The organism is Pseudophaeobacter sp. 1A16562, from assembly GCF_041008785.1.
Classification (GTDB): domain Bacteria; phylum Pseudomonadota; class Alphaproteobacteria; order Rhodobacterales; family Rhodobacteraceae; genus Phycobacter; species Phycobacter gallaeciensis_A.
Genome location: NZ_JAXGFT010000010.1, coordinates 25,338 through 51,171 on the forward strand (window position 1 = coordinate 25,338; position 25,834 = coordinate 51,171).

Here is a 25,834-nt window from a genome sequence, read left to right on the forward strand (position 1 = left end):
GGGCCACTTCATTGGGATCAGAAGGCCACAAAGGGTAAATATAGTGAAATGAATAGTTTTTAGTTTCAGAATAAAGTATTCTGTATATATGCGGTATTCCCTTCGACAATTGCAGATATTTCAAGAGGTTGCGCAGCACCTCTCTTACACTCGCGCTGCCGAGGCGCTGCATCTGACGCAGCCGGCCGTCTTTGCGCAGGTGCGTCAGCTGGAAGAGCAGACCGGTCACAAGCTGATCGAGCGGATGGGCAAGACCCTGTTCCTGACCGAGGCGGGAGAGGTGGTGTTGTTGTCGGCGCAGCGCATGCTGGGCGAGGCCGAGGATCTGGATATGCGCCTCGCGGAGCTGCGCGGCATGGCACGGGGGCGGTTGCGGCTGGCGGTGGTGTCGACCGCGAAATACGACATCCCCGCCCGCATCGGAGCCTATAACAGCGACTATCCCGGGATCGAGGTTGCCCTGACCGTCTGCAACCGCGAGGAAATCCTAAGCCGTTTCGCCCAGAATGCGGATGACCTTTATATTCTGGGCACGCCGCCGCAGAATATGGCTGCCGAAGTGGAACGCTTTGCCGAAAACCCGCTGATCGTCATTGCGCCGCCTGATCATCCTCTGGCCACCCGGAAGGGGCTGAGCGTGGCGGACCTGTCCGTTTATCCATTCCTGACCCGGGAAAGCGGATCAGGCACCCGGCTGGCGGCCGAGCGCTGTTTCGAAGAGGCAGGGAAAGCCCCCGCCGTGCGGTTGGAGTTGGGCGCCAATGAGGCCGTCAAACAAGGGGTGATTGCGGGCCTCGGTTGGTCTGTGCTCAGCCGGGCTACCGTCGCGCTGGAGCTGCGCCACGGCTATCTGACGGAGCTTGACGTGAAGTCCTTTCCGATCATGCGTCATTGGTACGTGGCTTGGCCAAAGGGAAAGCAGCCCACGATGGCGGCCGAGGCGTTTCTGCAGCAGCTGAGGGAGGGACCTGGGGCGGCTGGCGCGGGTTCCTCTGTGGCGGGACAATAATTTTCTTGGAAAACCGCCGATTATACCCGCGCGCTTTAGGGGGTTTTTACCATATCGGCTGAGTGTGCGGTTCATTGAATGGCAGAAGGTTTTCAATATGAGCTACGCACAGGTTTCAACGATTGCCACCCATGCACCGGCGAGCACAAGGTCTGTCAATGTTCTGGCGGGGCAAGGGGGGGCCAAAGAGGCGAAAACAGAAGATTTTGCCAGCCATGTTGCACCGCAGTCGCCTGACGCAGAGGCGATTGATGCAATCTTCGCTAACTACGACCTGAGCGATATCTCCCCGCAGGAAATTGACCAGATGGCCGATGAATTGGTGGCGGCAGGTTTTGATGACATGAAGTTTATTATGATGCTGACGACCAAAGGCGCGGCCTTCCAGGCCCATCTACAAGAGGACTTCGCGCAGTCCGGATATGAGGTTTCCCGTGGAAACAGCAACGCAAATATGGACCTGATTGAGGTGACCCGCGACCAGCTGAAGATGTCCAAGGCCTTTGGCCAGCCGACCCAAGCTCTGGAAAGCTTTCTTGACGACATAGAGGATATCGCTGCGGAGCAGGCGGCACCGCCACGCGCGCCGATCGCTCTGGTCCGGGGGGGCGATCTCGGCACGCTTGTGTTGTCGCAGGCAGACCGGATCTAGCGCTGGACTTAACCGGGCCCGATCGGGTCAGATGACATGCCGGGGGCGGGGGCTATGGAAATGGCCTCCGCCCCCTTTTTATTTGCGGTCAGGGTTTGCATGGAGCCGACCTGGGGGCACGTCTCATGGCATCTCCCCTTAGACGGTCTGGCGGGGTGAGGCGGGGCTGAATCAGGCCTTGGAGGAGGTTACTTTTTCGTGATATTTTTCAGTGTGATAACGCACATTTGATGTGTCGCGAGGAGCTCTGCTTTTCCATCAAGGCAGGAATGCGCTGAGCGCATGCGATGTGTGATCTTCCTCACATAAACAGACGCGATATCGGCCTAAAGGTGCCGGGCACTGGGCGCGATTGGCAACATTCCGCGCAGTTCATGCCGTGGGTTTCCAGCCGTCAGTCCATCCGGAATTTCAAGGATGCTGCGGCGAAGACGCCCTTGGTAATCAACGTATGAGGTGCAGCCGCCGGGGATGGGGCTGCCGTGCCGCGTCGAAACGTCAGGAGACATCTTTATGACCACCACACTCACAACCAGAGCCATTGCTGCCACCGTGGCTGCGATGCTTGCCGCTCCTGCATTTGCAGGCCCGACTTATGAAAACAGCACCGGCGGGTCGTTCACCTGGTACGGCCAGTTCGACCCGGCGTTCCAGTACTACGATGATGGCGCTGAAACCTACAGCCGCCTCGTGGACAACTCCGGCTCCAACTCCCGCATCGGCTTCCGCCTGAAGCAGGCCTATGGCGAAAACACGCTGACCTTCGCCTTCGAAACCGCATTTGGTCTGCGCTCGTCCTACAGCGTCAACCAAACCTCCAAAGGCGACAACGTCAGCTGGTCCCGCACCAACCTGCGCCACGTGGACTTCCAATTCGATACCGCGCGTTACGGCCGTTTCTCGGCTGGTCAGGGCTCGATGGCGTCTGACGGCATTGCATTCGCCGATGCCTCCGGCACCGGTCTGGCTGCTGGCACAGCGGTTGCCGACCCGGCTGGCGGATATGCGTTCCGCACCGCAGGTGGTGCTCTGAGCACTGTGTCCGTCGGCGACGCCTTCAAGGACTATGACGGCAGCCGTCTTGGCCGTGTGCGCTATGACTCCGTGAACTTCAACGGTTTCACCTTCTCGGCGTCCTACGGTACCGACATCCTGAAAACCAACAACGACCGCGAAACCTATGACGTCGCTGTGCGCTACAGCAACGACGAGCTGGGTGATTTCGGGTTTGACGCAGCTCTGGGCGCAGCCTGGACCGAGGAAACCGGCAAGGCAGACATCCGTGACGTTGCGGGCTCCTTCGGCGTCGAGCACAAGCCGACCGGCCTGTCGCTGACCGTTGCTGCAGGCGAGCGTGACATCGCTGGCAGCTATGCCTACGCCAAACTGGGCTACAGCGCGAACTTGATTTCGGCTGGTTCCACCTCCGTCTCCGTCGACTACTACGATGGTTCGGACATGGTTACTTCGGGCGATTCTGCTGAATCCTGGGGCATCGCAGCCGTTCAGAAAGTCGACAAGTACAACGTCGAAGCTTATCTGGCCTACCGCGATTACTCCTATGCGGACACTTCCGCGACCAACTACCAGGACAGCAACGTGATCCTGGCGGGTGCGCGCTGGAAATTCTAAGTCCCGGGTATCCGGACTGCTAAAAGACGAGAACACGCCCTGCGGGGCGTGTTTTTCATTTCGGGGTCGGTTTCACCCAACGAAACCCTCATAAACCTGCCCAATGTCGCACCGAAGGGGGCAATGCCTCTTGCACCGAAGGCCCCAGACACATAGAAGGCCTCAAATTGTCTGGGGGCGGAGCCTGCGCGCGCGCCCCGAATCTCTATGAGGTATAGGATGCAGGTCACCGAGACGCTGAACGAAGGTCTGAAACGCGGCTACGCCATCACTGTCACAGCCGCCGAGTTGGACGAGAAGGTCAACGAGAAGCTGGCAGAAGCGCAGCCTGAAGTGGAGCTGAAAGGCTTCCGCAAGGGCAAGGTGCCGATGGCCCTGCTGCGCAAGCAGTTTGGTCAGCGTATGCTGGGCGAAGTGATGCAGGAAGCCGTCGATGGCGCCATGAACAAGCACTTCGAAGACAGCGGTGATCGTCCGGCGATGCAGCCCGAAGTCAAGATGACCAACGAAGACTGGAAAGAAGGCGACGACGTCAACGTCGAGATGTCCTACGAGGCACTGCCTGAGATTCCCGAAGTCGACCTCTCCGTCATCTCGGTTGAGAAAATGGTTGTCAAAGCCGAAGACGAAGCCGTCGAGGAAGCGCTGCAGAACCTGGCCGACACCGCCAAGGATTTCGAAGCCCGCGAAGAGGGCGCTGCGTCGGAAGATGGCGATCAGGTCGTGATCGATTTCGTCGGCAAGGTTGACGGCGAAGCCTTCGAAGGCGGTTCCGCCGAAGATTACCCGCTGGCGCTTGGCTCCAACTCCTTCATCCCCGGCTTCGAAGAGCAGCTGGTCGGCGTGAAGGCCGGTGAGGAAAAAGACGTTACCGTCACCTTCCCCGAAGACTACCAGGCCGATCACCTGGCCGGTAAGGAAGCCGTGTTTTCCTGCACCATCAAAGAGGTCAAGGCGCCGAAGGCCGCCGAGATCGACGATGAGCTGGCGAAGAAATTCGGTGCCGAAGATCTGGAAGGCCTGAAGGCTCAGATCCGTGAGCGTCTGGAAGCGGAATACGCAGGTGCAGCCCGCGCCGTGATGAAGCGCGCCACCCTGGACAAGCTGGACGAGCTGGTCTCCTTTGACCTGCCGCCGTCGCTGGTCGAGGCCGAAGCACAGCAGATCGCGCACCAGCTGTGGCACGAGGACAACCCGGACGTCCACGACCACAACCACGGTGAGATCGAAGCGACCGAAGAGCACACCAAACTGGCCGAACGCCGCGTGCGCCTTGGCCTGCTGCTGGCCGAGCTGGGCCAGAAGGCAGAGGTCGAAGTGACCGACGCGGAAATGACCCAGGCGATCATGGCGCAGGCGCGTCAGTACCCGGGTCAGGAGCGCCAGTTCTTTGAATTCATTCAGCAGAACGCTCAGATGCAGCAGCAGCTGCGTGCGCCGATCTTCGAAGACAAGGTCATCGACCACGTCTTTGATCAGGCGACCGTGACCGAGAAAGAAGTCTCGAAAGACGATCTGCAGAAAGCTGTTGAAGAGCTGGACGAGGAGTAATCCTCTCCCTCCAGTGGTTATTGAAAGGGCCGCCCGTCAGGGGCGGCCCTTTTTCATTCTGATACAGGGAATGCGGGCCACATGGACAGCGCAAGCTGGTTCAGGTCCTCAGGCCGGTTTCCTTCAGCATGCCGCGGCGCTTGGCTTCGTAGTAGTAGCCACGCGAGTAATGTTTGACGGCGGTGTCCTCGCTACCATCGGCAAGCAGCCAGGCGCCGCGCAGGTATTTCACCGAGAATTCAAGGTTGGTGTCTGCGTCCAACAGGTCCTGTGGCTTGCCTTTGAAGCCCATCGAACGCGCGGTGGCGGGCAGAATCTGCAACAGGCCGTAGTAGGGCCGGTTGACGGCTGTTGGGCGATGGGTGCTTTCCCGTACCGCCAGCCGGTGCACCAGAGAGCGTGGCACCTCGTAATGGTCGGACCAGTAATTGATCTTCCTGCGCAGGTCCGGGGTTTCATTGGGAAACAGTGGCGGCTCGTTGCGGCTGACGGCCTGAGGGGCAGCGCCGCAGCCCGCGGCAAGCAGCGGCAAGGCCAGCAGAGAGAAGACATGACGTCGGTGCATCGGGGAACTCCGGGCAACAGGAACAGAATGGATCCGTGAAGGGCGCTCCGTCTGGGGAGACGATGGGCACTGGGGGATCCGTCACGGCAGACTAGTCATGCTTGAGAATGGCCACAATCGGGCGGAAGCGCGGCGCTGTTTCATCGGCAAATCTTCACCGATCCATGAAGGGGGCTAGGGCTGCTGAAAGGGGGGTGAGCGCCCGTTACAGGCGCGCTAAAGTCCCGTTATCGAGCCATTCGCACCTACCGTCGACAGCTTTGGCGGGCCTCCGCCGATATCCGGAAAAGTGCAAACAATTCTAATTTATAAGGCTTTGTTAATTTTCGCTGGAAACGCCAAAATACCCATGCGCATTGAGGCAAAAATAATACCTCAGGAAGGGTGCCCTGCTTTCGCCTGTAGCGGTGCCCGTAAACGAGCAGTAAAAAGGGGCCGCGGCCGTTTCCCACTTTCCGCGGTCCCAATAAGCTGAGCGGTCCATAATAACAGCGCAAATGAGTTTCGCATCATTGGCTGAAGCACCGGCTGAATCAAAGCCGAACCCGCCAGAGCAGACGCCGCCCGAGAACTGAAAGGGCGTGCAAGGCCCCCGCGCAGCGCAGCAGGCGCGATTGCCGGGGGCGGGACCCAGCTGGTTCCCGCCGACCTCATCAGCCCATGTGGCGGAAATCCGCGATCAGCCGGTCACCGGATGGCCGCGGTTCTGCATGCAGCGGATCACGTAGTCACGCTGGGCCTGTTTGACCTGGATGTCGCCTACGGCGGCACCAGCCATGGCGCCGGCAATCGCGCCAACTAGCGCCTTGTCGCTATTTTCGGTCGCCCCCACCAAGGCACCGCCTGCACCTCCAAGTGCGGCGCTTGTTCCGATGTGGCCTTGTCCGATCTGACGGGCCGAGGCCTGACATTGTGCCAGATCCGTTTGATAGTTCGGGCCCGGAGTTCCGGCCAGCGACAAGGGTGCGTCAACCGATGGCGTGTCGCATCCGGAAAGGGTCGCGGCGCATAGCCCTGCAATCGCGATGGTTCTCAGCATCATCGGGTTTCTCCTTTGTCCAAATGCATCTTTTGCCCATTCACTGTAGGCAGGAAGGTCCATCATGGCCAGTGTGCTGTCTGGCAAAGGAAAAGGCCGCGCCCATATGGGGCACGGCCTTCGTGTTCTCTCGCTGTGATCCGCTGGGATCAGGCGTTGGTCTCTTCGTCGCCGGTCGCGGCCGGAGCGGCTTCGCCTTCGTCCTCATCGTCGGAGGCAGCGGAACCGATGTCGTCGAACAGCTCGGAGATTTCGAATTCAGCAGCGGCTTCCTCTTCGGCGGCCAGCTCCTGGATCGATTTGCCCGAGGCTTGCAGTTCGGCTTCTTCCGGCGAACGGGCCACGTTCAGCTTGATGGTGACCATGACTTCCGGGTGCAGGTGCACTTCGGCCACGTGCAGACCAAGGGTCTTGATCGGCTCGCGGATGATGACCTGCTTGCGGTCGACCGAGAAGCCTTCCTCGGTGGCAACGTCAGCTGCGTCACGCGGAGTGACCGAGCCGTAGAGGTTGCCGCCATCGGAAGCGGAGCGAATCACGATGAACTGCTGTCCGTCGAACTTTTCACCCAGGGCTTCGGCTTCTTTCTTAGTCTCCAGGTTGCGCGCTTCCAGCTGCGCTTTCTGGGCTTCGAAAGAGGCGATGTTGGCTTCGGAAGCAACTTTGGCCTTGCTCTGCGGCAGCAGGTAGTTACGGGCGTAACCGGGTTTGACGTCTACGACGTCGCCCATCTGACCCAGCTTGGCCACACGTTCAAGAAGGATAACTTGCATGTCAGGTCTCCTTACTTCACGGCGTAGGGCAGCAGGGCGAGAAAGCGGGCGCGCTTGATGGCGCGGGCCAGTTCACGCTGCTTCTTCGCCGAAACGGCGGTGATACGGGAGGGAACGATTTTGCCGCGCTCAGAGATGTAGCGCTGCAGAAGACGGGTGTCTTTGTAATCGATCTTCGGCGCATTGTCGCCCGAGAAGGGGCACACTTTGCGGCGGCGGAAAAACGGTTTGGCTGCCATGGTTGAGCGTCCTTTTCTCAAGCGTTGATCAGCGGCGTTCACGGCGACCTTCACGGTCGTCACGCTTCTGCATCTGGACCGAGGGGCCTTCGTCGTGTTCGTCGACCTTGATGGTCAGAACACGCATGACGTCGTCATGCAGGCGCATCAGGCGTTCCATTTCCTGGATCGCCGCAGACGGTGCGTCGGTCTTCAGGAAGGCATAGTGGCCTTTACGGTTCTTGTTGATCTTGTAGGCCATCGTCTTGACGCCCCAGTACTCCTGGTCGACCAGCTTACCGCCGTTGTCGGACAGAACAGCACCGAAGTGTTCGATGAGGCCTTCAGCTTGCGAGTTGGACAGGTCCTGACGCGCAATCATTACATGCTCATAGAGGGGCATGCGAACTCCTGTTTGTGTCTAGGCGCATTTCATAGACGGGGCGATGTAGCCTTCCGCGGCCCTGTCACGAGAGTCTGCGCGGATCGAATGTCGTGCGGAAGGAAGCCCCGATATACAGGCTTTACCGATAAGAGCAAGGGATAAACGCAGCGCTACGCCTGCAATCACTCGTGGCCCGGCCTAAGGTCATGCTTAAGGCCACTGTGGCGTGCGGGAAACCCCCTTGGTTTGGTCAAAATACTGCCGCATTCATCGGCTTCAACGTGGTTAATCAAGCATTAACGAGCGTCGGTTTGCCCGGCCAGCTACAGTGAGGACCCCATGCGCCTAGCCCAGATCCCGCACCCCGTCATTCCCGGATCCTTTGCCACAGCCCCTGGCGCCATGAGGGGCGGGTCGCTTGTGCTGGGGTTCAAAGCGAATTGGCCGATGCGGAGGATGCTGCTGCAGATGCTGGGCGTGGCTTTATTGCTCTGCGCAGCAGGCCTGTGGATGATGAACGCGGAAATGATGCACCCGGGGGATAAAGTGATCCGGGTGGGCGTTTGCGTGGTCTTTTTCTTTCTGGGGATGGTTCTGCTGACCATACGGCCCCTGCGGCCCGGCACAGAAGTGTGTTTCGATCCGGTGCGGCGGGAATTGCGGGTCCTGAGAACCAATAGCCAAGGCGCGGTCCGGATTATTCTGCGCCGCCGCTACGACAGCCTTGGTGCAGCACGGCTGACCTCGGCCACGGTTCAGTTGTTCGAGGCGGATGGCAGCCTGTTGTTCGAGGTGCCGCTGAGTACTGTGCAGTCCCGCAGCCTGTTGCGCGATCAGCTCAGCGGATCTGTGCCGCTGCTGACCTGAAAACCGCTTGAAAAATGGGCGCAGGATTTTCGCGGTTGCTCGGTAAGGTCTTGCAATCAAACAGACAACTTCCCGGTTCGCGGGTAACTGTTCGGTTAGGAACAGACAATGTGGAAAATTGCCAGTTTCATTTCGTTGCCCGGTGGCACAGGTGTTGGGCATACAAAATTCGTTCCAACGGAGTCCTCTGACGATGAAAAACCTTCTGCTTGCCGCCGCCCTGACCGGCGCCGCCGCCACCGCCGCTGTCGCCGCGCCTGAAAAATACGTGCTGGATTCCAGCCACAGCCAGGTGGTGTTCAACTACAACCACCTCGGCTTTTCGACCACTTGGGGCATGTTCTCGGGGTTTGAAGGCGAGATCATGTTCGACAAGGAAGATCCGGCAGCCTCCAGCGTTTCCGTGTCGATGCCCGTGATGTCGATGCTGACCGGCTGGCAGGCGCGTTTCGATCACTTCATGTCCAATGACTTCTTTGCGGCAACCGAAGATGAAATGGTGACCTTCACCTCCACCGAGATCCACGTGTCCGGCGAGAACACCGCGCACATCACCGGCGATCTGACACTGAACGGTGTGACCAAATCTGTCGTGCTGGATGCCAAGCTGAACCAGTCGGGTGATCACCCGATGGCGGGCAAGCCCTGGGCGGGTTTCAATGCAACCACCACGCTGCTGCGCAGCGACTACGGTCTGGAAAAATTCGCTCCTTACGTCAGCGATGAAGTCCAGGTTCAGATCTCCATCGAAGCGATGAAAGCTGAATAAGCTACTGACTCGATCGTAAGATCCGCCGCCGGTTCCAGTCTGGGACCGGCGGTTTTTTTGTGCGCGCTGGTGTGGTGCGCTCTGGGGTGGCGTCAATAGGCTCTCGGAGCGATGGCCGTAGGAGCCGCGGGCAGGGAGGCATCTCAGCAGGAGCCGTAGGATCCCTGCTGCGTCCCCGTTTATGGCGTGGAGGACAACAGGTACGGGTTTTCATTCCGTTGGCCTCATTGCATCGTGGAGGCTGTACCTGTCGGGGCCGCCCCCATGCGGAGGCTCTGCCGTCCTTTTGTACCCGTATACGATTATCGATGGCCAAAACGAAAACGCGGGCCACTGGTGAGGCCCGCGTAAAGAAGCGCTTTGATCGGGGGAAGCCGAGCCGTCAGTTGCGCGTTGCCTCAAGCTCCACCGAGATCTCCACCGCAAAGGCAAGCGTGCCTTCGTCCTGGGTGCCCTGACCGATATTGAAATCCAGCCGGTTGACGGTGGTCTGTCCGCGCATGCTGGCTTTGTCTCCGTCCAGGGTCAGTTCGAATGGCAAGGTGATGGGCACGCTTTGATCGCGGATGGTGAGCGGTCCAACCGCCTGATAGCCGTCTGCGGTCTTTTCGATCTCACCTTCGAAGGTTGCGGTGGGATAGGTCGCCTGATCGAAGTAATCCGGGCCCATCGCCTGGTCCGTGACCGATCCAAGGGTCAGCGAAGCGATCGAGATGGTGACGGAAACATCGCCAGCCGGTCCCGGCGCAGTAGGCTCTTCGAAATTGATGTCGGCGTTCCAGTCGGCGAACTGACCGGTTACGCTGCTGCCCATCTGCACAACCGAGATGGCAAGGGTGCCGCTCTCGACGCGCCAGCCAGAGGTATCTGCTGTCTCGGTTTCCGCACTCGCGGTGGGCTGCGGTGCAGAGGTTGCGGCCTGCGTGGCTGTGGCGGTTTGGTCGTCGTCGAGACCAAGGAACGCACCGGTACCAAGTACCACTGCAAAGACAACAATGGCGGCAAGGGCAGGAAGGGCGCTGTGGCTTTGCGCTGGGGGCACGGGCATATCACCGGATCCGGGCAGCATACGACGCAAGGTCGAATCCTTGTCGATCACATGATGCTTCAGCGCGCCCGCCACGTGCAGGGCCAGGGCGGCCAGCAGGGTCCAGACCAGAAGACCATGTGCCGCGCCAAATAGGCTGGCAACGCTTTCGGATTTGGCGACAAAGGGCAGGGACTGTCCAAAGGGCCAGAGGATCGGTGCGAAGCCCGTTGTCGCGGCGTGGTGGATCCAGCCGGTCAGCGGCACCGCCACCAGAGAGATATAGAGCATCCAGTGCACGATTTCAGCCGCCAGTGCTTCGGGCTTGTTGTCCGGGTGCAGCAGCCCCGGCTTCTCCTGCGTCACCGCCCAGAGAATCCGGGCCAGGGCCACAAAGAAGACGGCAACGCCGACCGTCTTGTGCAGGGAAAACAACAGCGTGGCGCGGGAAATGGTTTCCTGCGCGCCGTCAAAGCCGGGGCTTTGGATGGTGTGTGCCAGCTCGTTGGCAAAATAGCCAAGCGGGAAGGCGGCAAGGATCAGCAAGGCTGTCAGCCAGTGAAACGTCTTGGCGACACTGCCATAGCTGGAGAATGAATTGCGGCGGGACACGGGGACAAACCCTCCTTGGGTACGGGATACGACGACAGCCTACCGTGCGGGGGCGCGCATGCAATGCGGGCAGCTGTCAACCGGTGCACATGGGAGGTGCGCTGACGCGGCATCGAGCGCAGATCCCTTGTACGCAGGGTCAGCTGCGTCTAAACCGGCTGAAATGGCAAAAAATGATGGGGTCTTTGATGACTGTCGCATTCGTGTTTCCCGGGCAGGGTGCCCAGACAATCGGTATGGGCAAGGAGTTGGCCGAGGCCTATCCCGCCGCAAAAGCGGTGTTTGACGAGGTCGACGCGGCGCTGGGGGAATCCCTCAGCAACCTGATCTGGGAGGGCGATATCGAAACCTTGACCCTGACTCGCAATGCCCAGCCGGCGCTGATGGCGACCTCCATGGCCGCGATGCGCGCACTTGAGGCCGAAGGTATCACCATCAACAAGGCCGCTTTTGTCGCCGGGCATTCGCTGGGTGAGTATTCAGCGCTGGCTGCTGCCGGGGCGATCTCGGTTGCCGATACCGCGCGTCTGTTGCGCACCCGCGGCGCTGCCATGCAGGACGCCGTGCCGGTGGGCGAGGGCGCCATGGCCGCGATCCTGGGGTTGGATCTTGACGCAGTGCGGGCCGTTGCCGAAGAGGCCGCTCAGGGTGAGGTTTGCCAGGCTGCCAATGATAACGACCCGACGCAGGTTGTGGTCTCCGGATCCAAGGCCGCTGTTGAGCGCGCCGCAGTGATTGCCAAGGAAAAGGGCGCCAAGCGCGCCGTGATGCTGCCGGTCAGTGCCCCATTCCACTGCGCGCTGATGCAGCCTGCCGCCGATGTGATGGCCGAGGCCTTGGCTGGTGTTGAGATCAAAGCCCCTGCCGTGCCGCTGATCGCCAATGTGCGCGCTGATGAGGTGACCGATCCCGATACCATCCGCCAGCTGCTGGTCGAGCAGGTCACCGGTTCGGTGCGCTGGCGCGAAAGCGTGCAGGCGATGGCCGCCAAAGGTGTGACCGAGTTCTGGGAAATCGGCGCGGGCAAGGCCCTGTCCGGTATGATCCGCAAGATCGATCGCAGCCTGACTTGCCGTCAGTTCGGCACCGCCGAGGGCGTCAAAGCAGCGGTTGAAGGCTGACGCGCGGCCTGAGCGATATGTCTGCCGGTTGCCCGGCGGGACGTGGTCGCCCTGGTGGGCGCAAACGCGCCCGCCATGGGGCGGGCGGACGCGTCCCGACGCTTGCGCGCCGGGAGAAGACCATAAATAGCGTCTCTGCATGAGGCCGTTCAAAGACTTGAGGAAAAGAACATGTTTGATCTGACTGGCAAGACTGCCCTCATCACCGGCGCATCCGGCGGTATTGGCGGCGATATCGCCCGCGCGCTGCATGCTGCTGGCGCCACTGTTGCCCTTTCCGGCACCCGCGAAGAGCCGTTGAAGGCCCTGGCCGAGGAACTGGGCGAGCGCGCCTTTGTGCTGCCTTGCAACCTTAGCGACGCGGACGCCGTCGAAGCGCTGCCAAAACAGGCGGCCGAGGCAATGGGCTCCGTTGATATCCTCGTGAACAACGCAGGCATCACCAAAGACAACCTGTTCATGCGCATGAAGGACGAGGAATGGCAGAGCGTTCTGGACGTGAACCTCACTTCCACCATGCGCCTGTGCCGGGGCGTGCTCCGCGGCATGATGAAGGCGCGCTGGGGCCGGATCATCAATATTTCCTCAGTGGTCGGTGCGACCGGCAACCCGGGCCAGGCCAACTACGCAGCCTCCAAGGCCGGTATGGTCGGCATGTCCAAATCCCTCGCTTATGAAGTGGCCAACCGGGGCATCACCGTCAATGCGGTTGCCCCCGGTTTCATTGCCACGGCGATGACCGACAAGCTGAACGACAACCAAAAGGACGCGATCCTGACACAAATCCCGGCAGGCCGCATGGGAGATTCGAAAGAGATCGCTGCCGCGGTTCTGTATCTTGCCAGCGCCGAGGCCGCATATGTGACCGGCAGCACCCTGCACGTGAATGGCGGTATGGCGATGCTGTGATTGGCAATAGCCTTGCCGCGCCGGATTGCGGCGTTGCAGAATGATGAAAAAGGGGCCCTCTCGGGCTCCTTTTTTGCGTCTGTCAGAGGTGATCTCCTTCACAAGCATCTGTTAACAAAAACTTTATGGTGAAATCCGCGGCGCGGGGCTTGAGGGCGTTCCCCACAACCTCCATTTGCCAGTGCAGCACGCGTTTTAACCCGTTCTCTGGATCACCCGGAACGGCGCGAAAACGTTTGCCTCTGGGCGCGTCTGTGCTATAGGCGGCCCATATTTCCGCTGACGAAGGGGTTTGACCCCTGTCTCGGTCAGCCCCCGCCCGGCGGGGGCACAACCGCCCGGATCGGGCAAAACCACGCCAGCCCGAGCGGGTAAGGGCAAAACCGGGCAGATTGCCCTGAAGAAAAAACGAGGAATGGATATGAGCGACGTCGCAGACCGCGTGAAAAAGATCGTTGTAGAGCACCTGGGTGTTGAAGAAGCCAAAGTGACCGAGAATGCCTCGTTCATCGACGACCTGGGCGCAGACAGCCTGGACACGGTCGAGCTGGTTATGGCCTTTGAAGAAGAGTTCGGAATCGAAATTCCGGACGATGCAGCCGAAACCATCCAGACCTTCGGCGACGCAGTGAAATTCATCACTGAAGCTTCCTAAGATACGTCATTCACATATCTGTGAATGCCAAGGCGGCGCTTTCCTACCGGGAAGCGCCGTTTTGCGTCATGGAGGGTGGACGGTTTTGTGGCGAGGTGATCATGGACGTCCCCAGTCTGTGGTATGCTGGGGGCGATATCCTGATCCAACCCGCTAGGAGGACCTATGCCATGATGATCTACCCCACGATGGAGCTGATGAACGGCGGTTGCGTAACGCTGGACAAGGGGCGCCTGGAGGAACCGGTTCTTTGGCATGTGGATCCGGTCAAGACGGCCAAGGATTTTGCGGCCGCCGGAGCGGAATGGATGCATCTGACCGACTTCAATGCGGTGCAGGGCGATGATTCCAATGCCGCCCTTGTCGAGGAAATCATCCGCAGCGTCGGCATTCCGGTGCAACTGGGGGGCGGCCTGCGAAGCCGCGAGCAGGTCGAGCACTGGATCGACCTTGGTGCCGGGCGGGTCACCGTCAGCACCCTGGCCGCGCGGGATCCGGCGCTGGTCAGCGAACTGGCCAAGCAACACCCCGATCAGATCGTGCTCGCGGTGGATGTCTGGCAGGGGCAGGTGATGACCGAAGGCTGGCGTCAATCCGGTGCGTTCTCTCCTGAAGCCTATATCGCCGCCTTTGAAAACGCGCCTTTCGCGGCAATCCTGGTCACCGATATCGACAGCGACATGTCCGAGGTCGAGGCGCAGATGGGTCTGATTTCCGGCCTGGCAGCCGAGGCGAAAGCGCCGGTCATCGCCAGCGGCGTGGTGCGCAACGTGGATGACATTTCGCGGTTGAAATACATCCCCAATATTGCCGGTGCCCTGGTCGGGCGGGCGCTGTTCCGCAAGACGCTGACTCTTGAGGAAGCGCTGGAAACCGCGCGTCCGCAACCCGAACCCGTCGCGGAATTTCGCTAAAGCACCGATGACGCGGTCGTTATTTCGGCGCTCTGCGGGCTCCGGCGGCGGATGCTCCGGGCTACCAAGGTGATAGGTCAGTCGCTTAGTCTGCTGAAAAGAAATGAAAACACCCTTCGGCGCAGCAGGCCGTAGGGTGTTTTTCTTTGGTGGCTCTTCGACAATACAGTCCGACCGGCCCATCTGCGCGGACCTGCGTCGGCGCTCTTGCACCTTTTGGTAAATCCAAGGTATCTGGATGGGCGAAAAATGCCGAGGCAGAGGAGAGCATGGAATGCGTCGAGTAGTTGTCACCGGACTTGGCCTGGTTACCCCTTTGGCCAGCGGGGTAGAAGAAACGTGGTCGCGTCTGCTGGAAGGTAAATCCGGCGCCGGGCCGATCACCCTGTTCGATGCCCATGAAAGCGGCGTCGCCACCACCTATGCCTGCGAAGTCCCGCGCGGTGATGGCACCGATGGTACCTTCAACCCCGATGAGTTCCTTGCCCCCAAGGAACAGCGCAAGGTGGATGATTTCATCCTCTATGGCATGGCGGCTGCGGATATGGCCGTCAAGGATGCGGGCTGGACCCCGAGCGATGAGGAAAGCCTGCTGCGCACCGGCGTGATGATCGGCTCCGGCATCGGCGGGCTCAGCTCGATCGCAGACACCGCGGTTCTGATCAAGGAACGCGGTCCGCGTCGGGTCTCTCCCTTCTTCATTCCTGGTTCGCTGATCAACCTTGCCTCCGGTCAGGTGTCGATCCGTTATGGCTTCCGCGGCCCGAACCACTCGGTCGTCACGGCCTGTTCCACCGGCGCGCACGCCATCGGTGATGCCAGCCGTATCATCCGCGCAGGCGACGCCGATGTAATGGTCGCCGGCGGTGCCGAGGCGGCAATCTGCGAGATCGGCATCGCGGGCTTCAACGCCTGCAAGGCGCTCAGCACCAAATACGGCAACGATCCGCAATCCGCGAGCCGCCCCTATGACGAGGACCGCGATGGTTTCGTCATGGGCGAGGGCGCCGGCGTGGTGGTGCTGGAAGAATACGAACACGCCAAGGCGCGCGGCGCCAAGATCTATGCCGAGGTCCTGGGTTACGGCATGTCGGGCGATGCCTATCACATCACCGCCCCGTCGGAATCGGGTGAGGGTGGCGAGCGCGCCATGCGGGCGGCACTGTCCAATGCGGGCCTGAAGCCGACAGACGTGGATTACATCAACGCACATGGCACCTCGACCATGGCCGACACCATCGAGCTGGGCGCGGTTGAGCGGATGCTGGGCGATCACGCGGGCAATGTCACCATGTCTTCGACCAAATCGTCGACAGGTCACCTTCTGGGTGCGGCCGGTGCGATCGAGGCGATCTTCTCGATCCTGGCGATCCGCGATCAGGTGGCCCCGCCCACCATCAACCTGGATAACCCCGCCATCGAAAGCCGGGTGGACTTGGCGCCCAACGCCAAACGCGAACGCAAGATCGACGTGGCCCTGTCCAATTCCTTTGGCTTTGGCGGCACCAATGCTTCGGTGATCTTCGGAAAGCCGAAATAAATGTGGCGCGCACTGGCCTCCAACATGCTGACGGTCCTCATCGTGGCGCTGTTCCTCTTGGGCGGCGTCATCATGTGGGGCCAGTCGCAATACACCTCTGAGGGACCGCTAGAGCAGGCCATCTGCCTGCGCGTCAAAAGCGGCTCCAACATGACCCGCGTGTCCCGCACGCTGGAGGATCAGGGCGCGGTGACCTCCGGGGCCCTGTTCCGGGTTGGTGTGAAATACAGCGACAAGGCATCGCTGCTGAAGGCAGGTAGCTACCTGGTACAGCCCGGCGCCTCGATGGAGGAGATCGTCGATCAGATCACCCGTGGCGGCGCCAGCACCTGCGGCACCGAGATCGTCTATCGCGTCGGCGTCACCCGGGTTCTGGCCGAGGTGCGCGAATTGGATCCGGCCAGCAACCGGTTCGTGGAGCGGGCAGAGTTCAACCCCGCCGAGGATGAAGCGCCCGCCGAATACCTTGAGAAAAAGGCCGAAGCCGACACCCGGTTCCGCATCGCACTGGCCGAAGGTGTGACCAGCTGGCAGGTGACCGAGGCGCTAAAGTCCATGGATATCCTTGAAGGCGATCCCGGTGAGCGCCCGCCCGAGGGCATGCTGGCGCCGGACAGCTATGAGGTCACGCCCGGTGATGAGCGGGCAGCGATCCTTGCAGAAATGCAGGAACGTCAAGTCCTGCGCATCAATGCCGCCTGGGAAGGCCGCTCTGCGGATGCTGCTGTGGAAACGCCCGAAGAGATGCTGATCCTCGCCTCGATCATCGAAAAGGAAACCGGTGTTGCCGAGGAACGCGGGCAAGTGGCCAGCGTCTTTACCAACCGTCTGAAACGCGGCATGCGTTTGCAGACCGACCCGACGGTGATCTACGGTGTCACTCAAGGCGAGGGCGTGCTGGGACGTGGTCTGCGTCAAAGCGAGCTGCGCCGGGTAACGCCTTGGAATACCTATGTCATCGAAGGGTTGCCGCCGACCCCAATTGCCAACCCTGGCTTTGCCAGCCTGGAGGCCGCGGTCAATCCGGATGAAACGGATTACCTGTTCTTCGTCGCCGATGGCACGGGTGGCCATGCCTTTGCCGAAACCCTGGCCGAACACAACCGCAACGTGGTCAAGTGGCGCCAGATCGAGGCAGAGCGTAGCAGCGATTGAGGTGTCCTTTATCTGACGCTGGCACCCAGCGGCGGACGACACATTCACAGTGATACAAAGGGGCGCCTCGGCGCCCTTTTTCTTTGCGTGCGGACCGCGGGATACCCGGTCGCTTTGCATCCGACGGGCCGCAAAGCCTAACAAGGATTGGCGCCGCCGTTCTGCCAACCTGCTGCAGCGCTTGACATGATGGGCAGAAACCCGTATAAGTTGAGCTGCAGTTGGAAGGAAACTTGGCGGCCCCGCAGCGCATGTCGGCGGCCGTCCTTTCTTTCTCTCATCCGGAGCATTTCCGTATGAGGCCCGATGATTCCCATGACAACATCAGACCCCGCCGATGACCATCGGCCTGTCCGCGATCTGTTGCGGTCTTTGCGGGCCACGCTGCTGCGGCTGCGCAACGAGGCGGAGGGCTTGCACGTTTCCCTGATGCAGAACGGTGCAGAGGCGCTGACACAGGGAGAGCGGCAGCAGGTGGCGAAGCTCGAAAGCCTGATCCGGGACAGCCAGAAAGTGGAGAAGTTGATTGCAGAGCGAACCCATGACACCGCCGCAGGGGATGCTGAACTCGACCTTGAAGAGGCCCGGGCTGAAATCTGCCGCCGCCTGGATTGCCTCCGGGCCGCTGCAGTTGCAGAGCCGCCTGCTGGAGGGACTGAGTGATCAGGCCACGCGGGCGCTGCCCTATCTGTTTGAGGTCTGGGCACATCCCCATCAGCTGCCGCCAGAGGGCGATTGGCGTTGCTGGGTGATCCTTGGGGGGCGCGGGGCGGGCAAGACGCGGGCCGGCGCAGAATGGCTGCGGGCGCAGGTCGAGGGGGCGACGCCCCTGGCCGAAGGAAAGTCCCGGCGCGTTGCACTGATTGCCGAGACATACGATCAGGTGCGTGATGTAATGATCCACGGCGACAGCGGGCTGTTGGCTTGCTCTCCCTCGGATCGCCGTCCGATGTGGAAGCCGAGCGAGCGCAAGTTGATCTGGGCCAATGGCGCGATGGCGCAGGCCTTTTCCGCCCACGATCCCGAGGCCCTGCGCGGCCCGCAATTCGATGCGGCCTGGGCGGACGAACTGGCCAAGTGGAAAAAGGGCCGGGATTGCTGGGACATGCTGCAATTTGCCTTGCGGCTTGGCACGCACCCTCAGGTCTGCGTCACCACAACGCCCCGCAACACACGGCTGCTGCGGGATTTGCTGGCGCGGGACAGCACGGTCCAAAGCCACGCCGCGACCGAGGTTAACCGGGCCCATCTGGCGCCCTCTTTCTTGGCAGAGGTCCGCACGCGCTATGCCGGATCGCGGCTGGGGCGGCAGGAACTGGACGGGGTGCTGCTCTCGGATGTGGAGGGGGCGCTTTGGTCGGCGGAACAGTTGGAGAGGGGCCGGGTCGAGACTGCGCCGCGGCTGAGCCGCGTGGTGGTGGCGGTGGACCCTGCCGTCAGCGCCGGAAAATCCTCGGACGCCTGCGGTATCGTGGTGGCCGGTGCCATCACCGACGGGCCGCCACAGGATTGGCGGGCTTTCGTGCTGGCCGACCGCACCCAGGAGGGCGCCCAACCGCTGGCCTGGGCCCAGGCGGCGATCCGCGCGCGCGAGGATTTCGACGCCGACCGGCTGGTGGCCGAGGTCAATCAGGGCGGCGCACTGGTCGAAAGCGTATTGCGGCAAGTGGATCCAATGGTGCCCTTTCGCGCCCTGCACGCCGCGCGCGGCAAGGCGGCGCGGGCGGAACCAGTGGCGGCGCTTTATGAACAGGGACGGGTGGCGCATCTGCCGGGGCTCGCTGCGCTGGAGGATCAGATGTGCCAGATGACGGCGCGCGGATATCTGGGGCAGGGATCGCCGGATCGGCTGGATGCGCTGGTCTGGGCCCTGCATGAGTTGATGATCCGTCCTGCCGCCTCTCTGCGCCTGCCACGGGCGCGCCTGCTCTGATCCGGGGGCCGGGGTGTTGCGCCCCCGGCGGGCGCGACACTTTGTGGATCTTCATATCGCTCAGGCACAACTGTTTCTCAGCAAAGGGCGGAATGGCCCGATCAAGCATGAGGAGTGCAGCATGGTCTTTGACCTCCTGCGGCGCAAGACACGGGCAGCCGAACCCCCGGTGCAGCAGAAAGCGAGCGCGGCGGCCCGCGTGGTGAACTGGCACGGGCTGGGCGGTGTCAACTGGAGCCCGCGCGACGCCGTCTCGCTGACCCGCAGCGGATTTGCAAGCAATCCCGTTGGCTTTCGCGCCGTCAAACTGATCGCCGAGGCAGCCGCCTCTTTGCCGCTGATCTTGCAGGACGCGACGCAACGCTATGACAACCATCCGCTGCTGACCCTGCTCGCACGGCCAAACCCGGCGCAATCCCGCTCGGACCTGATCGAGGCGCTGATCGGGTATACCCTGTTGTCTGGCAATGCCTACGTTGAGGCGGTAGCCGGGGATGAGGGACTACCGGCAGAACTGCACGTGCTGCGCCCGGACCGGATCAGCGTCGTTCCCGGGGGCGATGGCTGGCCGGTGGCCTATGACTATGCGGTGGGCGGGCGCAAGCACCGGTTTGCCGCCACTGGCACCCGCAGCCCGATCTGCCACATCCGCAGTTTCCACCCGCAGGACGACCACTACGGGCTTGCACCCTTGCAGGCCGCCGCGACGGCTGTGGACGTTCACAACGCTGCCTCGCGCTGGTCCAAGGCGCTGCTGGATAACGCTGCCCGTCCATCTGGGGCGCTGGTCTGGTCCGGCAGCGATGGGCAAGGCATGATGCCCGAAGATCAGTTTCGACGGTTAAGCCATGAAATTGAAACGAATTTCCAGGGTGCACGCAATGCTGGCCGCCCGATGGTTCTGGAAGGCGGCCTTGACTGGAAACCGATGGGGTTTTCGCCTTCGGACATGGAGTTCCAGAAAACCAAGGAGGCCGCCGCGCGGGAAATCGCCCTGGCATTCGGGGTGCCACCGATGCTGCTGGGCCTGCCCGGCGATGCTGCCTACGCCAATTATCAAGAGGCAAACCGCGCCTTTTACCGGCTGACCGTGCTGCCGCTTGCGGGTCGCGTGGCAACGGCGCTGTCGGATTGGCTGTCGGGATTCACGGGTGAGGCGCTGGAGTTGAAACCAGACCTTGATCAGGTGACGGCCCTTGCGGCCGAGCGCGAGGCGCAGTGGCGCCGGATCTCCCGCGCCGATTTCCTGAGCCGGGATGAAAAACGCCGCCTGCTGGGCCTGCCGCCGCTAGCAGAGGGAGAGACGGATGTCTGAGATACCCTTGCCTCCGTTTGATTGTTCTCCGGGATTGCGGCTGTCGGCCCATGAACGCGTCACCGAGATTCAGAACCAGGCGATGAACCGCAGGCTGGAGCGGATGGAGCAGATGATGGAACGGTTGGAAAAACGCCTGTGGCTGACTGTTTACGGCGTCGCCGCGGTGATCCTGGCGCAGGCGTTTCAATCCTTTCTGGTTGGTCTTTGATCACAAATTCAAAGTGTTATCGGGAGTATTGCATGCGACCTGAAATGGAATTGGAGCATAAGTTTGCCAAAGGCGGCGGCGGGATTGCCCTTGCGGCGGACAATGTCGTGCGGGGCTACGCCAGCCTGTTTGGCGAGGTCGATCAGGGCGGCGATGTGGTGATGCCCGGGGCCTATGGTGCCTCGTTGCAGGCACTGGCTTCGCGGGACTGCAAGGTCAAGATGCTGTGGCAGCACGATCCTGCGCAGCCCATTGGGGTCTGGGACGAGGTACGCGAAGATGCGCGTGGCCTTTGGGTCAGCGGCCGGGTCCTGACCGATACCCGCCGCGGTGCCGAAGCGGTGTCCCTAATCACGGCCGGGGCCATTGACGGGCTGTCGATTGGCTATCGCACGGTCAAGGCGACCCGGCGGGCCGGGGGCGGACGGCAGCTGACCGAGCTGGATCTCTGGGAGGTTTCGCTGGTGACCTTCCCGATGCTGGCGGCAGCCCGGGTGGCGGCAAAATCGCGGCGCTGCGCAGATGAGGCTCTGCGGACCCTTGCGGCGGAGCTGCGCGGTGCCTGCGCGGATGCCGAGGGGATCCCGGGCGCGCAAGACTTTCACAACACAGGACAGGCAGATGAGCAATCACAACAGTCCGGCTGACACCGGAGAAACGGCGCCTCTGGCGCAGGAAGTCCGGCAGGCGGTTTCCGGCTTTGTCAAAGACTTCAGGGGGTTTCGGGGGGAAGTGCAGGAAAAACTGAAACAGGTGGACGCGCGAATGACAATGCTGGATCGAAAATCTCTAGTGGTGAACCGGCCACAGCTGGCGGCAGGCGAAGACATTGGCGCCCCGCATCAAAAGGCCTTTGGCAGCTATCTGCGCTCGGGGGATGAGAGCGCATTGCGCGGGCTGGATCTTGACGGTAAATCCCTGTCCACCGTGGTCAACAGCGATGGCGGCTACCTGGCGGATCCGCAAACGGCGGACACGGTGAAATCGGTGCTGCAATCGACAGCCTCGATCCGGGCCGTGGCCTCGGTCGTGAATGTCGAAGCGACCTCGTTCGATGTGCTGATCGATCATACGGATGTGGAGGCAGGCTGGGCTAGTGAAACTGATCCCACGGTCGAAACCGGCACGCCCTCGATTGACCGGATCACCATCCCACTGCATGAACTCAGCGCCTTGCCCAAGGCCTCGCAACGGCTGCTGGACGACAGTGCCTTTGACATCGAAGGCTGGCTGGCCGGGCGTATCGCCGACAAATTCGCCCGCTCCGAGGCGGCGGCCTTTCTGAGTGGTGACGGGATCGACAAACCCACCGGGATTCTGACCCATCCGGCGGTCGACAATAGCAGCTGGAGCTGGGGCAGCCTTGGTTATGTGGCAACGGGCACCGATGGCGGCATCGGCACGGGCGATGCGATCGTCGATCTGGTCTATGCGCTGGGGGCGCGCTACCGGGCCAATGCGACCTTCGTGATGAATTCCAAGACCGCCGGGGTAATCCGCAAGCTGAAGGACGCTGACGGCCGTTTCCTGTGGTCCGACGGTCTGGCTGCGGGCGAACCGGCGCGGCTAATGGGCTATCCGGTGCTGGTGGCCGAGGACATGCCCGATGTGGCCTCGGACAGCTACGCGGTGGCCTTTGGCGATTTTGCGGCCGGCTACACAATTGCCGAACGGCCCGACCTCAGGGTGCTGCGCGATCCCTTCAGCGCCAAACCGCATGTGCTGTTTTACGCAACCAAACGCATCGGCGGTGATGTCAGCGATTTTGCGGCCATCAAACTGATGAAATTCGGCCTGAGCTAACCGCCCGGGACCGATGACGGGACCGGCAGCCCGGACCCGTCGGCGGGCGCATGTCAGATACTCCCTGTCGTCCAGCTGCTCCCCCTCCGTCCGAGCGGCAGGGAGGATGTGCGCCCGCTGCAGCCGATGAGACAAAGCCATGAGGACGCCGGGAAGTGCGGAGAAATGTGATGATATTGACCGATGTGGCGCCGCTGCCGGACAGCGCCTTGCCGCTGGAGGCCTTTAAGGCGCACCTGCGGCTGGGCACCGGGTTTTCCGAAGACAGCCTTCAGGATGGTGTTCTGAACGGGTTCTTGCGTGCGGCGCTCTCTGCCATCGAAGCGCGGACTGGCAAGATACTGATAACACGCAGCTTCACCTGGGAGCAGACGCGCTGGCGCAACGCAGAGGCTGAGATCCTGCCCGTCGCGCCGGTGACCTCGGTGACCGAGATTGTGATGCGGGATGCCGAGGGCAGCGAAGTGATCGTGGACCCCGCACTCTACCGGCTGGAGCGCGATACCCATCATCCCAAACTCTGCCCGCAGCGCGGGTTCCTGCCCATCGTGGCCAAGGGCGGTTCGGTGCGGGTCAGTTTCGCGGCTGGGCTGGCGCCGGATTGGGGCGGCTTGCCTGCCGATCTGGCGCAGGCGGTGCTGATGCTGGCGGCGCATTACTACGAATACCGCGAGGATACCGGCCTGCACGGGGGGTGCATGCCATTTGGCGTCACCAGCCTGATCGAACGCTATCGCGCCATACGCCTGTCCGTGGGTGCGGTGCAATGACCGCGGCGTCGCGCCGTCCGCATCTGTCCCGGCAGTTGGTGCTGGAGGACCCGCGGCGTCTGCCCGATGGCGCTGGCGGATATATCGAAAGCTGGAGTGCGCTTGGCACCCTCTGGGCCGAGGTCACGGCGCTCAGCGGGCGCAACGCAGACCTGCATGGCGGCAGCCTGTCGCTGCAACGCTATCGCATCACTGTGCGGGCCGCCCCGGTGGGGGCGACGGCGCGGCCGCGTCCTGATCAACGGCTTCGCGAAGGCACCCGCCGGTTTCGCATCGACGCGGTGAGCGAATCTGATCCCGGTACCCGCTATCTGACCTGTTTCGCGGTAGAGGAGCTGGGCGCATGAGCTATGCCATTTCTGCCGCACTGCAGGCCGCGGTCTATCAGCACCTCTTGGCGGATCCGGCTCTGAGTGCGCTCATCGGTAGTGATCTGTTCGACGCACTGCCGTCGGGTACCCTGCCACAGACCTACGTGGCTCTGGGGCCGGAGGAGGTCGACGATCGCTCGGATGCTACAGGAGCCGGGGCGCGGCACCGGTTCACGGTTAGTGTGTTTTCTGACACCGCCGGATTTGCCCATGCAAAATCTGTGGCGGCGGCGGTTTGTGATGCATTGAGCGATGCGCCGCTGCTGCTCAGCCGGGGGCGACTGGTGGGCCTCTGGTTCGACCGTGCCGCGGCACAGCGGCTCAGTGGCGGCGGGCGCAGCATCGTATTGCGGTTTTCGGCCCGCGTCGAAGACAGCTGAACGCTGCTCTGCCGGTTCTTTAATTCAGACAATAGTGGAGTGACCTCATGGGTGCACAGAATGGCAAGGATCTATTGATCAAGGTGGATATGACCGGCGATGGGCAATTCGATTCCATCGCGGGGCTGCGCGCCACCCGCATCAGTTTCAACGCCGAAAGCGTCGATGTGACCAGCCTTGAAAGCCAGGGCGGCTGGCGCGAGCTACTTTCTGGCGCTGGGGTGCGCTCGGCCAATATCTCGGGCTCTGGGGTGTTTCGCGATGCGGGCACGGATGAGCGGGCGCGGCAGCTGTTCTTTGACGGGATCACCCCGGATTTTCAGGTGGTGATCCCCGATTTCGGGATCATCGAAGGCCCGTTTCAGGTGACCTCGCTGGATTATGCGGGCACCCACAATGGCGAGGCAACCTACGAGCTGGCGCTGGCCAGCGCCGGGATGCTCAGCTTTACTGCGGTGTGATCCATGGCAAATCCCTACAGTGGCGAGGTGGAAATCACCATCGATGGAAAGCCTTACGCGTTGAAGCTGACCCTTGGCGCCTTGGCTGGACTGGAGCAAAGCCTTGCAGAGGGAAGCCTCGTCGATCTGGTGCAACGGTTCGAAGCGGGGCGGTTTTCCGCCCGCGATATCCTTGCCCTGCTGGCGGCGGGTCTTGAGGGCGGCGGCCATTCGTTAAGCGCCGAGGAACTGGCCCAGGCCGATATCGTGGCGGGACCGCTGGGCGCAGCGCGGGTGGCGGCGCAACTGCTGGCGCGCAGTTTCTCCCTTCCCAGGCCAGAAGCATGAGCAGCTTTGACTGGCCCGCGTTGATGCGTGTCGGCCTGGTTGGTCTGCGCCTCAGCCCCGATACCTTCTGGCGCCTGACCCCGGCCGAGTTGCGGTTGATACTGACTCCTGCGGGCGCTGGCGGCGCGCTGGACCGTGCCGGGCTTGAGGATCTGATGGCCGCCTTTCCAGACACTCCGAGAGCAAAGGACCCTGACCATGGCGGAGAGTGAAATCGCCGAATTGGAACTGCGCAGCGAGACATTAGGGGATGCGCTGGGGGATGCCGCCGGCATGGCGGCCAGTTTCGACACGGAATTGCGCCGGGTGCGCCAGGCCTTTGCCGCGACGGGCAAGGATGTGCAAAGCCTTGAACGCGGCATGTCACGCGGGTTGCGCCGCGCCTTTGAAGGCGTGGTGTTTGATGGCAAGAGCCTGTCGGACGCGCTGGATACCGTTGCGCGCTCGATGATCCGAACCAGCTATAACGCCGCTATCCGCCCGGTCACCGATCACGTGGGCGGGCTGCTGGCCAGCGGTGTTGGCAATCTGGTCAGCGACATACTGCCCTTTGCCGATGGCGCAGCCTTTTCGCAGGGGCGGGTGATGCCCTTTGCCCGGGGCGGCGTGGTTAGCGGCGCCACGATGTTTCCCATGCGCGGCGGCACCGGGCTGATGGGCGAAGCGGGGCCAGAGGCGATCCTGCCGCTGCGCCGCACCGCCGACGGATCGCTTGGCGTCACCAGTTCCGGCAGCGGTGCAACGCAGGTGGTGATGAACATTGCCACCCCGGATGTGGCCGGGTTCCGCCGCAGCGAAGGGCAGATCGCCGCGCGCCTGTCCCGCGCCCTGTCGCGTGGCAACCGCAATCGCTGATCTGCGCGCGCCTGA

At 61.9% G+C, this 25,834-nt stretch carries 31 protein-coding genes; 25 read left to right on the forward strand and 6 right to left on the reverse strand.

Annotation, left to right across the window (positions count from 1 at the left end):
• The first annotated feature begins 88 nt into the window (after positions 1-88).
• From SM764_RS14560 to tig, 4 genes are all read left to right on the forward strand, one after another.
• Positions 89-1,009: a LysR family transcriptional regulator gene (locus SM764_RS14560; RefSeq protein WP_369002109.1), complete on the forward strand. Its 921-nt coding sequence runs from the start codon at positions 89-91 to the stop codon at positions 1,007-1,009.
• Between the two features lie 64 nt (positions 1,010-1,073).
• Positions 1,074-1,661: a hypothetical protein gene (locus SM764_RS14565; RefSeq protein WP_369002110.1), complete on the forward strand. Its 588-nt coding sequence runs from the start codon at positions 1,074-1,076 to the stop codon at positions 1,659-1,661.
• A 513-nt stretch (positions 1,662-2,174) separates the two neighbouring features.
• A complete protein-coding gene (locus SM764_RS14570; protein ID WP_274834305.1) occupies positions 2,175-3,293 on the forward strand; it encodes a porin in 1,119 nt (372 codons plus the stop codon).
• A 219-nt stretch (positions 3,294-3,512) separates the two neighbouring features.
• Complete coding sequence (gene tig / locus SM764_RS14575) at positions 3,513-4,844, forward strand: trigger factor (RefSeq protein WP_065270427.1); 1,332 nt, start codon at positions 3,513-3,515, stop codon at positions 4,842-4,844.
• Positions 4,845-4,944: 100 nt separating this feature from the next.
• Here tig and SM764_RS14580 read toward each other — a convergent pair whose 3' ends face one another.
• The 5 genes from SM764_RS14580 to rpsF form a co-directional block, all read right to left on the reverse strand.
• Positions 4,945-5,409, reverse strand: a complete 465-nt coding sequence (locus tag SM764_RS14580) for a transglycosylase SLT domain-containing protein (protein WP_369002111.1) — start codon at positions 5,407-5,409, stop codon at positions 4,945-4,947.
• Positions 5,410-6,088: 679 nt separating this feature from the next.
• Positions 6,089-6,451: a hypothetical protein gene (locus SM764_RS14585; protein ID WP_274829187.1), complete on the reverse strand. Its 363-nt coding sequence runs from the start codon at positions 6,449-6,451 to the stop codon at positions 6,089-6,091.
• 146 nt (positions 6,452-6,597) lie between these two features.
• Positions 6,598-7,221: a 50S ribosomal protein L9 gene (gene rplI / locus SM764_RS14590; RefSeq protein ID WP_065270424.1), complete on the reverse strand. Its 624-nt coding sequence runs from the start codon at positions 7,219-7,221 to the stop codon at positions 6,598-6,600.
• Between the two features lie 11 nt (positions 7,222-7,232).
• On the reverse strand, positions 7,233-7,460 hold the full coding sequence (rpsR, locus tag SM764_RS14595; protein ID WP_005982441.1) for a 30S ribosomal protein S18: 228 nt from the start codon (positions 7,458-7,460) through the stop codon (positions 7,233-7,235).
• A 28-nt stretch (positions 7,461-7,488) separates the two neighbouring features.
• Positions 7,489-7,842, reverse strand: coding sequence for a 30S ribosomal protein S6 (gene rpsF, locus SM764_RS14600; RefSeq protein WP_065270423.1), 354 nt, complete (start codon positions 7,840-7,842; stop codon positions 7,489-7,491).
• Positions 7,843-8,163: 321 nt separating this feature from the next.
• Between rpsF and SM764_RS14605 the strand changes: the two genes are divergently transcribed.
• Positions 8,164-8,691, forward strand: coding sequence for a hypothetical protein (locus tag SM764_RS14605; protein WP_274834300.1), 528 nt, complete (start codon positions 8,164-8,166; stop codon positions 8,689-8,691).
• Positions 8,692-8,884: 193 nt separating this feature from the next.
• Positions 8,885-9,460 carry a YceI family protein gene (locus tag SM764_RS14610; RefSeq protein ID WP_274839125.1) on the forward strand — a complete coding sequence of 192 codons (576 nt, stop codon included), beginning with the start codon at positions 8,885-8,887 and terminating at the stop codon, positions 9,458-9,460.
• Between the two features lie 382 nt (positions 9,461-9,842).
• On the opposite strand, the gene SM764_RS14615 is transcribed toward SM764_RS14610, so the two are convergent.
• A complete protein-coding gene (locus SM764_RS14615) occupies positions 9,843-11,099 on the reverse strand; it encodes a cytochrome b/b6 domain-containing protein (protein WP_369002112.1) in 1,257 nt (418 codons plus the stop codon).
• Between the two features lie 188 nt (positions 11,100-11,287).
• Between SM764_RS14615 and fabD the strand changes: the two genes are divergently transcribed.
• The 19 genes from fabD to SM764_RS14710 all read left to right on the forward strand — a co-directional run bounded on the left by fabD (position 11,288) and on the right by SM764_RS14710 (position 25,819).
• Positions 11,288-12,220, forward strand: coding sequence for an ACP S-malonyltransferase (fabD, locus tag SM764_RS14620; RefSeq protein ID WP_274829199.1), 933 nt, complete (start codon positions 11,288-11,290; stop codon positions 12,218-12,220).
• A 171-nt stretch (positions 12,221-12,391) separates the two neighbouring features.
• Positions 12,392-13,129, forward strand: coding sequence for a 3-oxoacyl-ACP reductase FabG (gene fabG, locus SM764_RS14625; protein WP_065270419.1), 738 nt, complete (start codon positions 12,392-12,394; stop codon positions 13,127-13,129).
• Positions 13,130-13,550: 421 nt separating this feature from the next.
• Complete coding sequence (locus SM764_RS14630) at positions 13,551-13,784, forward strand: acyl carrier protein (protein ID WP_065273474.1); 234 nt, start codon at positions 13,551-13,553, stop codon at positions 13,782-13,784.
• 170 nt (positions 13,785-13,954) lie between these two features.
• Complete coding sequence (locus tag SM764_RS14635; protein WP_369002185.1) at positions 13,955-14,698, forward strand: 1-(5-phosphoribosyl)-5-[(5-phosphoribosylamino)methylideneamino]imidazole-4-carboxamide isomerase; 744 nt, start codon at positions 13,955-13,957, stop codon at positions 14,696-14,698.
• A 274-nt stretch (positions 14,699-14,972) separates the two neighbouring features.
• Complete coding sequence (fabF, locus tag SM764_RS14640; RefSeq protein WP_274837151.1) at positions 14,973-16,238, forward strand: beta-ketoacyl-ACP synthase II; 1,266 nt, start codon at positions 14,973-14,975, stop codon at positions 16,236-16,238.
• Positions 16,239-17,393, forward strand: a complete 1,155-nt coding sequence (gene mltG, locus SM764_RS14645) for an endolytic transglycosylase MltG (protein ID WP_065270417.1) — start codon at positions 16,239-16,241, stop codon at positions 17,391-17,393.
• Positions 17,394-17,708: 315 nt separating this feature from the next.
• Positions 17,709-18,056 carry a recombinase gene (locus tag SM764_RS14650; protein WP_369002113.1) on the forward strand — a complete coding sequence of 116 codons (348 nt, stop codon included), beginning with the start codon at positions 17,709-17,711 and terminating at the stop codon, positions 18,054-18,056.
• Positions 17,953-19,326, forward strand: coding sequence for a DNA-packaging protein (locus SM764_RS14655; RefSeq protein WP_369002186.1), 1,374 nt, complete (start codon positions 17,953-17,955; stop codon positions 19,324-19,326). Before SM764_RS14650 ends, SM764_RS14655 begins: the two co-directional genes overlap by 104 nt.
• 121 nt (positions 19,327-19,447) lie before the next feature.
• Complete coding sequence (locus SM764_RS14660) at positions 19,448-20,641, forward strand: phage portal protein (protein ID WP_369002114.1); 1,194 nt, start codon at positions 19,448-19,450, stop codon at positions 20,639-20,641.
• Positions 20,634-20,852 (forward strand): GTA head formation protein, RCAP_rcc01685 family, encoded by a 219-nt coding sequence (locus SM764_RS14665; RefSeq protein WP_065270415.1) that lies wholly within the window; start codon positions 20,634-20,636, stop codon positions 20,850-20,852. The genes SM764_RS14660 and SM764_RS14665 overlap by 8 nt, the downstream gene beginning before the upstream one ends.
• Positions 20,853-20,884: 32 nt before the next feature.
• Positions 20,885-21,499 (forward strand): HK97 family phage prohead protease, encoded by a 615-nt coding sequence (locus tag SM764_RS14670; protein ID WP_369002115.1) that lies wholly within the window; start codon positions 20,885-20,887, stop codon positions 21,497-21,499.
• Positions 21,474-22,655: a phage major capsid protein gene (locus SM764_RS14675; RefSeq protein ID WP_369002116.1), complete on the forward strand. Its 1,182-nt coding sequence runs from the start codon at positions 21,474-21,476 to the stop codon at positions 22,653-22,655. The genes SM764_RS14670 and SM764_RS14675 overlap by 26 nt, the downstream gene beginning before the upstream one ends.
• Positions 22,656-22,825: 170 nt before the next feature.
• Positions 22,826-23,425, forward strand: a complete 600-nt coding sequence (locus SM764_RS14680) for a head-tail connector protein (protein ID WP_369002117.1) — start codon at positions 22,826-22,828, stop codon at positions 23,423-23,425.
• The gene (locus tag SM764_RS14685) at positions 23,422-23,772 is read left to right on the forward strand and encodes a head-tail adaptor protein (protein ID WP_369002118.1); all 351 of its coding nucleotides are present in this window, start codon (positions 23,422-23,424) and stop codon (positions 23,770-23,772) included. The genes SM764_RS14680 and SM764_RS14685 overlap by 4 nt, the downstream gene beginning before the upstream one ends.
• A complete protein-coding gene (locus SM764_RS14690; protein ID WP_369002119.1) occupies positions 23,769-24,176 on the forward strand; it encodes a DUF3168 domain-containing protein in 408 nt (135 codons plus the stop codon). Before SM764_RS14685 ends, SM764_RS14690 begins: the two co-directional genes overlap by 4 nt.
• A gap of 47 nt (positions 24,177-24,223) precedes the next feature.
• Complete coding sequence (locus SM764_RS14695) at positions 24,224-24,637, forward strand: phage major tail protein, TP901-1 family (RefSeq protein ID WP_065270409.1); 414 nt, start codon at positions 24,224-24,226, stop codon at positions 24,635-24,637.
• Between the two features lie 3 nt (positions 24,638-24,640).
• Complete coding sequence (locus tag SM764_RS14700) at positions 24,641-24,964, forward strand: gene transfer agent family protein (protein WP_369002120.1); 324 nt, start codon at positions 24,641-24,643, stop codon at positions 24,962-24,964.
• On the forward strand, positions 24,961-25,176 hold the full coding sequence (locus SM764_RS14705) for a rcc01693 family protein (protein ID WP_369002121.1): 216 nt from the start codon (positions 24,961-24,963) through the stop codon (positions 25,174-25,176). The genes SM764_RS14700 and SM764_RS14705 overlap by 4 nt, the downstream gene beginning before the upstream one ends.
• Positions 25,163-25,819 (forward strand): phage tail tape measure protein, encoded by a 657-nt coding sequence (locus SM764_RS14710; RefSeq protein WP_369002122.1) that lies wholly within the window; start codon positions 25,163-25,165, stop codon positions 25,817-25,819. The genes SM764_RS14705 and SM764_RS14710 overlap by 14 nt, the downstream gene beginning before the upstream one ends.
• The last annotated feature ends 15 nt before the right edge of the window (positions 25,820-25,834 follow it).

Bases quoted from the DNA above. Each gene is read 5' to 3' on its own strand.
- SM764_RS14560 (WP_369002109.1), top strand. From the start codon at position 89: ATGCGGTATTCCCTTCGACAATTGCAGATATTTCAAGAGGTTGCGCAG.
- SM764_RS14570 (WP_274834305.1), top strand. From the start codon at position 2,175: ATGACCACCACACTCACAACCAGAGCCATTGCTGCCACCGTGGCTGCG.
- tig (WP_065270427.1), top strand. From the start codon at position 3,513: ATGCAGGTCACCGAGACGCTGAACGAAGGTCTGAAACGCGGCTACGCC.
- SM764_RS14580 (WP_369002111.1), bottom strand. From the start codon at position 5,409: ATGCACCGACGTCATGTCTTCTCTCTGCTGGCCTTGCCGCTGCTTGCC.
- SM764_RS14585 (WP_274829187.1), bottom strand. From the start codon at position 6,451: ATGATGCTGAGAACCATCGCGATTGCAGGGCTATGCGCCGCGACCCTT.
- rplI (WP_065270424.1), bottom strand. From the start codon at position 7,221: ATGCAAGTTATCCTTCTTGAACGTGTGGCCAAGCTGGGTCAGATGGGC.
- rpsR (WP_005982441.1), bottom strand. From the start codon at position 7,460: ATGGCAGCCAAACCGTTTTTCCGCCGCCGCAAAGTGTGCCCCTTCTCG.
- rpsF (WP_065270423.1), bottom strand. From the start codon at position 7,842: ATGCCCCTCTATGAGCATGTAATGATTGCGCGTCAGGACCTGTCCAAC.
- SM764_RS14605 (WP_274834300.1), top strand. From the start codon at position 8,164: ATGCGCCTAGCCCAGATCCCGCACCCCGTCATTCCCGGATCCTTTGCC.
- SM764_RS14610 (WP_274839125.1), top strand. From the start codon at position 8,885: ATGAAAAACCTTCTGCTTGCCGCCGCCCTGACCGGCGCCGCCGCCACC.
- fabD (WP_274829199.1), top strand. From the start codon at position 11,288: ATGACTGTCGCATTCGTGTTTCCCGGGCAGGGTGCCCAGACAATCGGT.
- fabG (WP_065270419.1), top strand. From the start codon at position 12,392: ATGTTTGATCTGACTGGCAAGACTGCCCTCATCACCGGCGCATCCGGC.
- SM764_RS14630 (WP_065273474.1), top strand. From the start codon at position 13,551: ATGAGCGACGTCGCAGACCGCGTGAAAAAGATCGTTGTAGAGCACCTG.
- SM764_RS14635 (WP_369002185.1), top strand. From the start codon at position 13,955: ATGATGATCTACCCCACGATGGAGCTGATGAACGGCGGTTGCGTAACG.
- fabF (WP_274837151.1), top strand. From the start codon at position 14,973: ATGCGTCGAGTAGTTGTCACCGGACTTGGCCTGGTTACCCCTTTGGCC.
- mltG (WP_065270417.1), top strand. From the start codon at position 16,239: ATGTGGCGCGCACTGGCCTCCAACATGCTGACGGTCCTCATCGTGGCG.
- SM764_RS14650 (WP_369002113.1), top strand. From the start codon at position 17,709: ATGACAACATCAGACCCCGCCGATGACCATCGGCCTGTCCGCGATCTG.
- SM764_RS14655 (WP_369002186.1), top strand. From the start codon at position 17,953: ATGCTGAACTCGACCTTGAAGAGGCCCGGGCTGAAATCTGCCGCCGCC.
- SM764_RS14660 (WP_369002114.1), top strand. From the start codon at position 19,448: ATGGTCTTTGACCTCCTGCGGCGCAAGACACGGGCAGCCGAACCCCCG.
- SM764_RS14665 (WP_065270415.1), top strand. From the start codon at position 20,634: ATGTCTGAGATACCCTTGCCTCCGTTTGATTGTTCTCCGGGATTGCGG.
- SM764_RS14670 (WP_369002115.1), top strand. From the start codon at position 20,885: ATGCGACCTGAAATGGAATTGGAGCATAAGTTTGCCAAAGGCGGCGGC.
- SM764_RS14675 (WP_369002116.1), top strand. From the start codon at position 21,474: ATGAGCAATCACAACAGTCCGGCTGACACCGGAGAAACGGCGCCTCTG.
- SM764_RS14680 (WP_369002117.1), top strand. From the start codon at position 22,826: ATGATATTGACCGATGTGGCGCCGCTGCCGGACAGCGCCTTGCCGCTG.
- SM764_RS14685 (WP_369002118.1), top strand. From the start codon at position 23,422: ATGACCGCGGCGTCGCGCCGTCCGCATCTGTCCCGGCAGTTGGTGCTG.
- SM764_RS14690 (WP_369002119.1), top strand. From the start codon at position 23,769: ATGAGCTATGCCATTTCTGCCGCACTGCAGGCCGCGGTCTATCAGCAC.
- SM764_RS14695 (WP_065270409.1), top strand. From the start codon at position 24,224: ATGGGTGCACAGAATGGCAAGGATCTATTGATCAAGGTGGATATGACC.
- SM764_RS14700 (WP_369002120.1), top strand. From the start codon at position 24,641: ATGGCAAATCCCTACAGTGGCGAGGTGGAAATCACCATCGATGGAAAG.
- SM764_RS14705 (WP_369002121.1), top strand. From the start codon at position 24,961: ATGAGCAGCTTTGACTGGCCCGCGTTGATGCGTGTCGGCCTGGTTGGT.
- SM764_RS14710 (WP_369002122.1), top strand. From the start codon at position 25,163: ATGGCGGAGAGTGAAATCGCCGAATTGGAACTGCGCAGCGAGACATTA.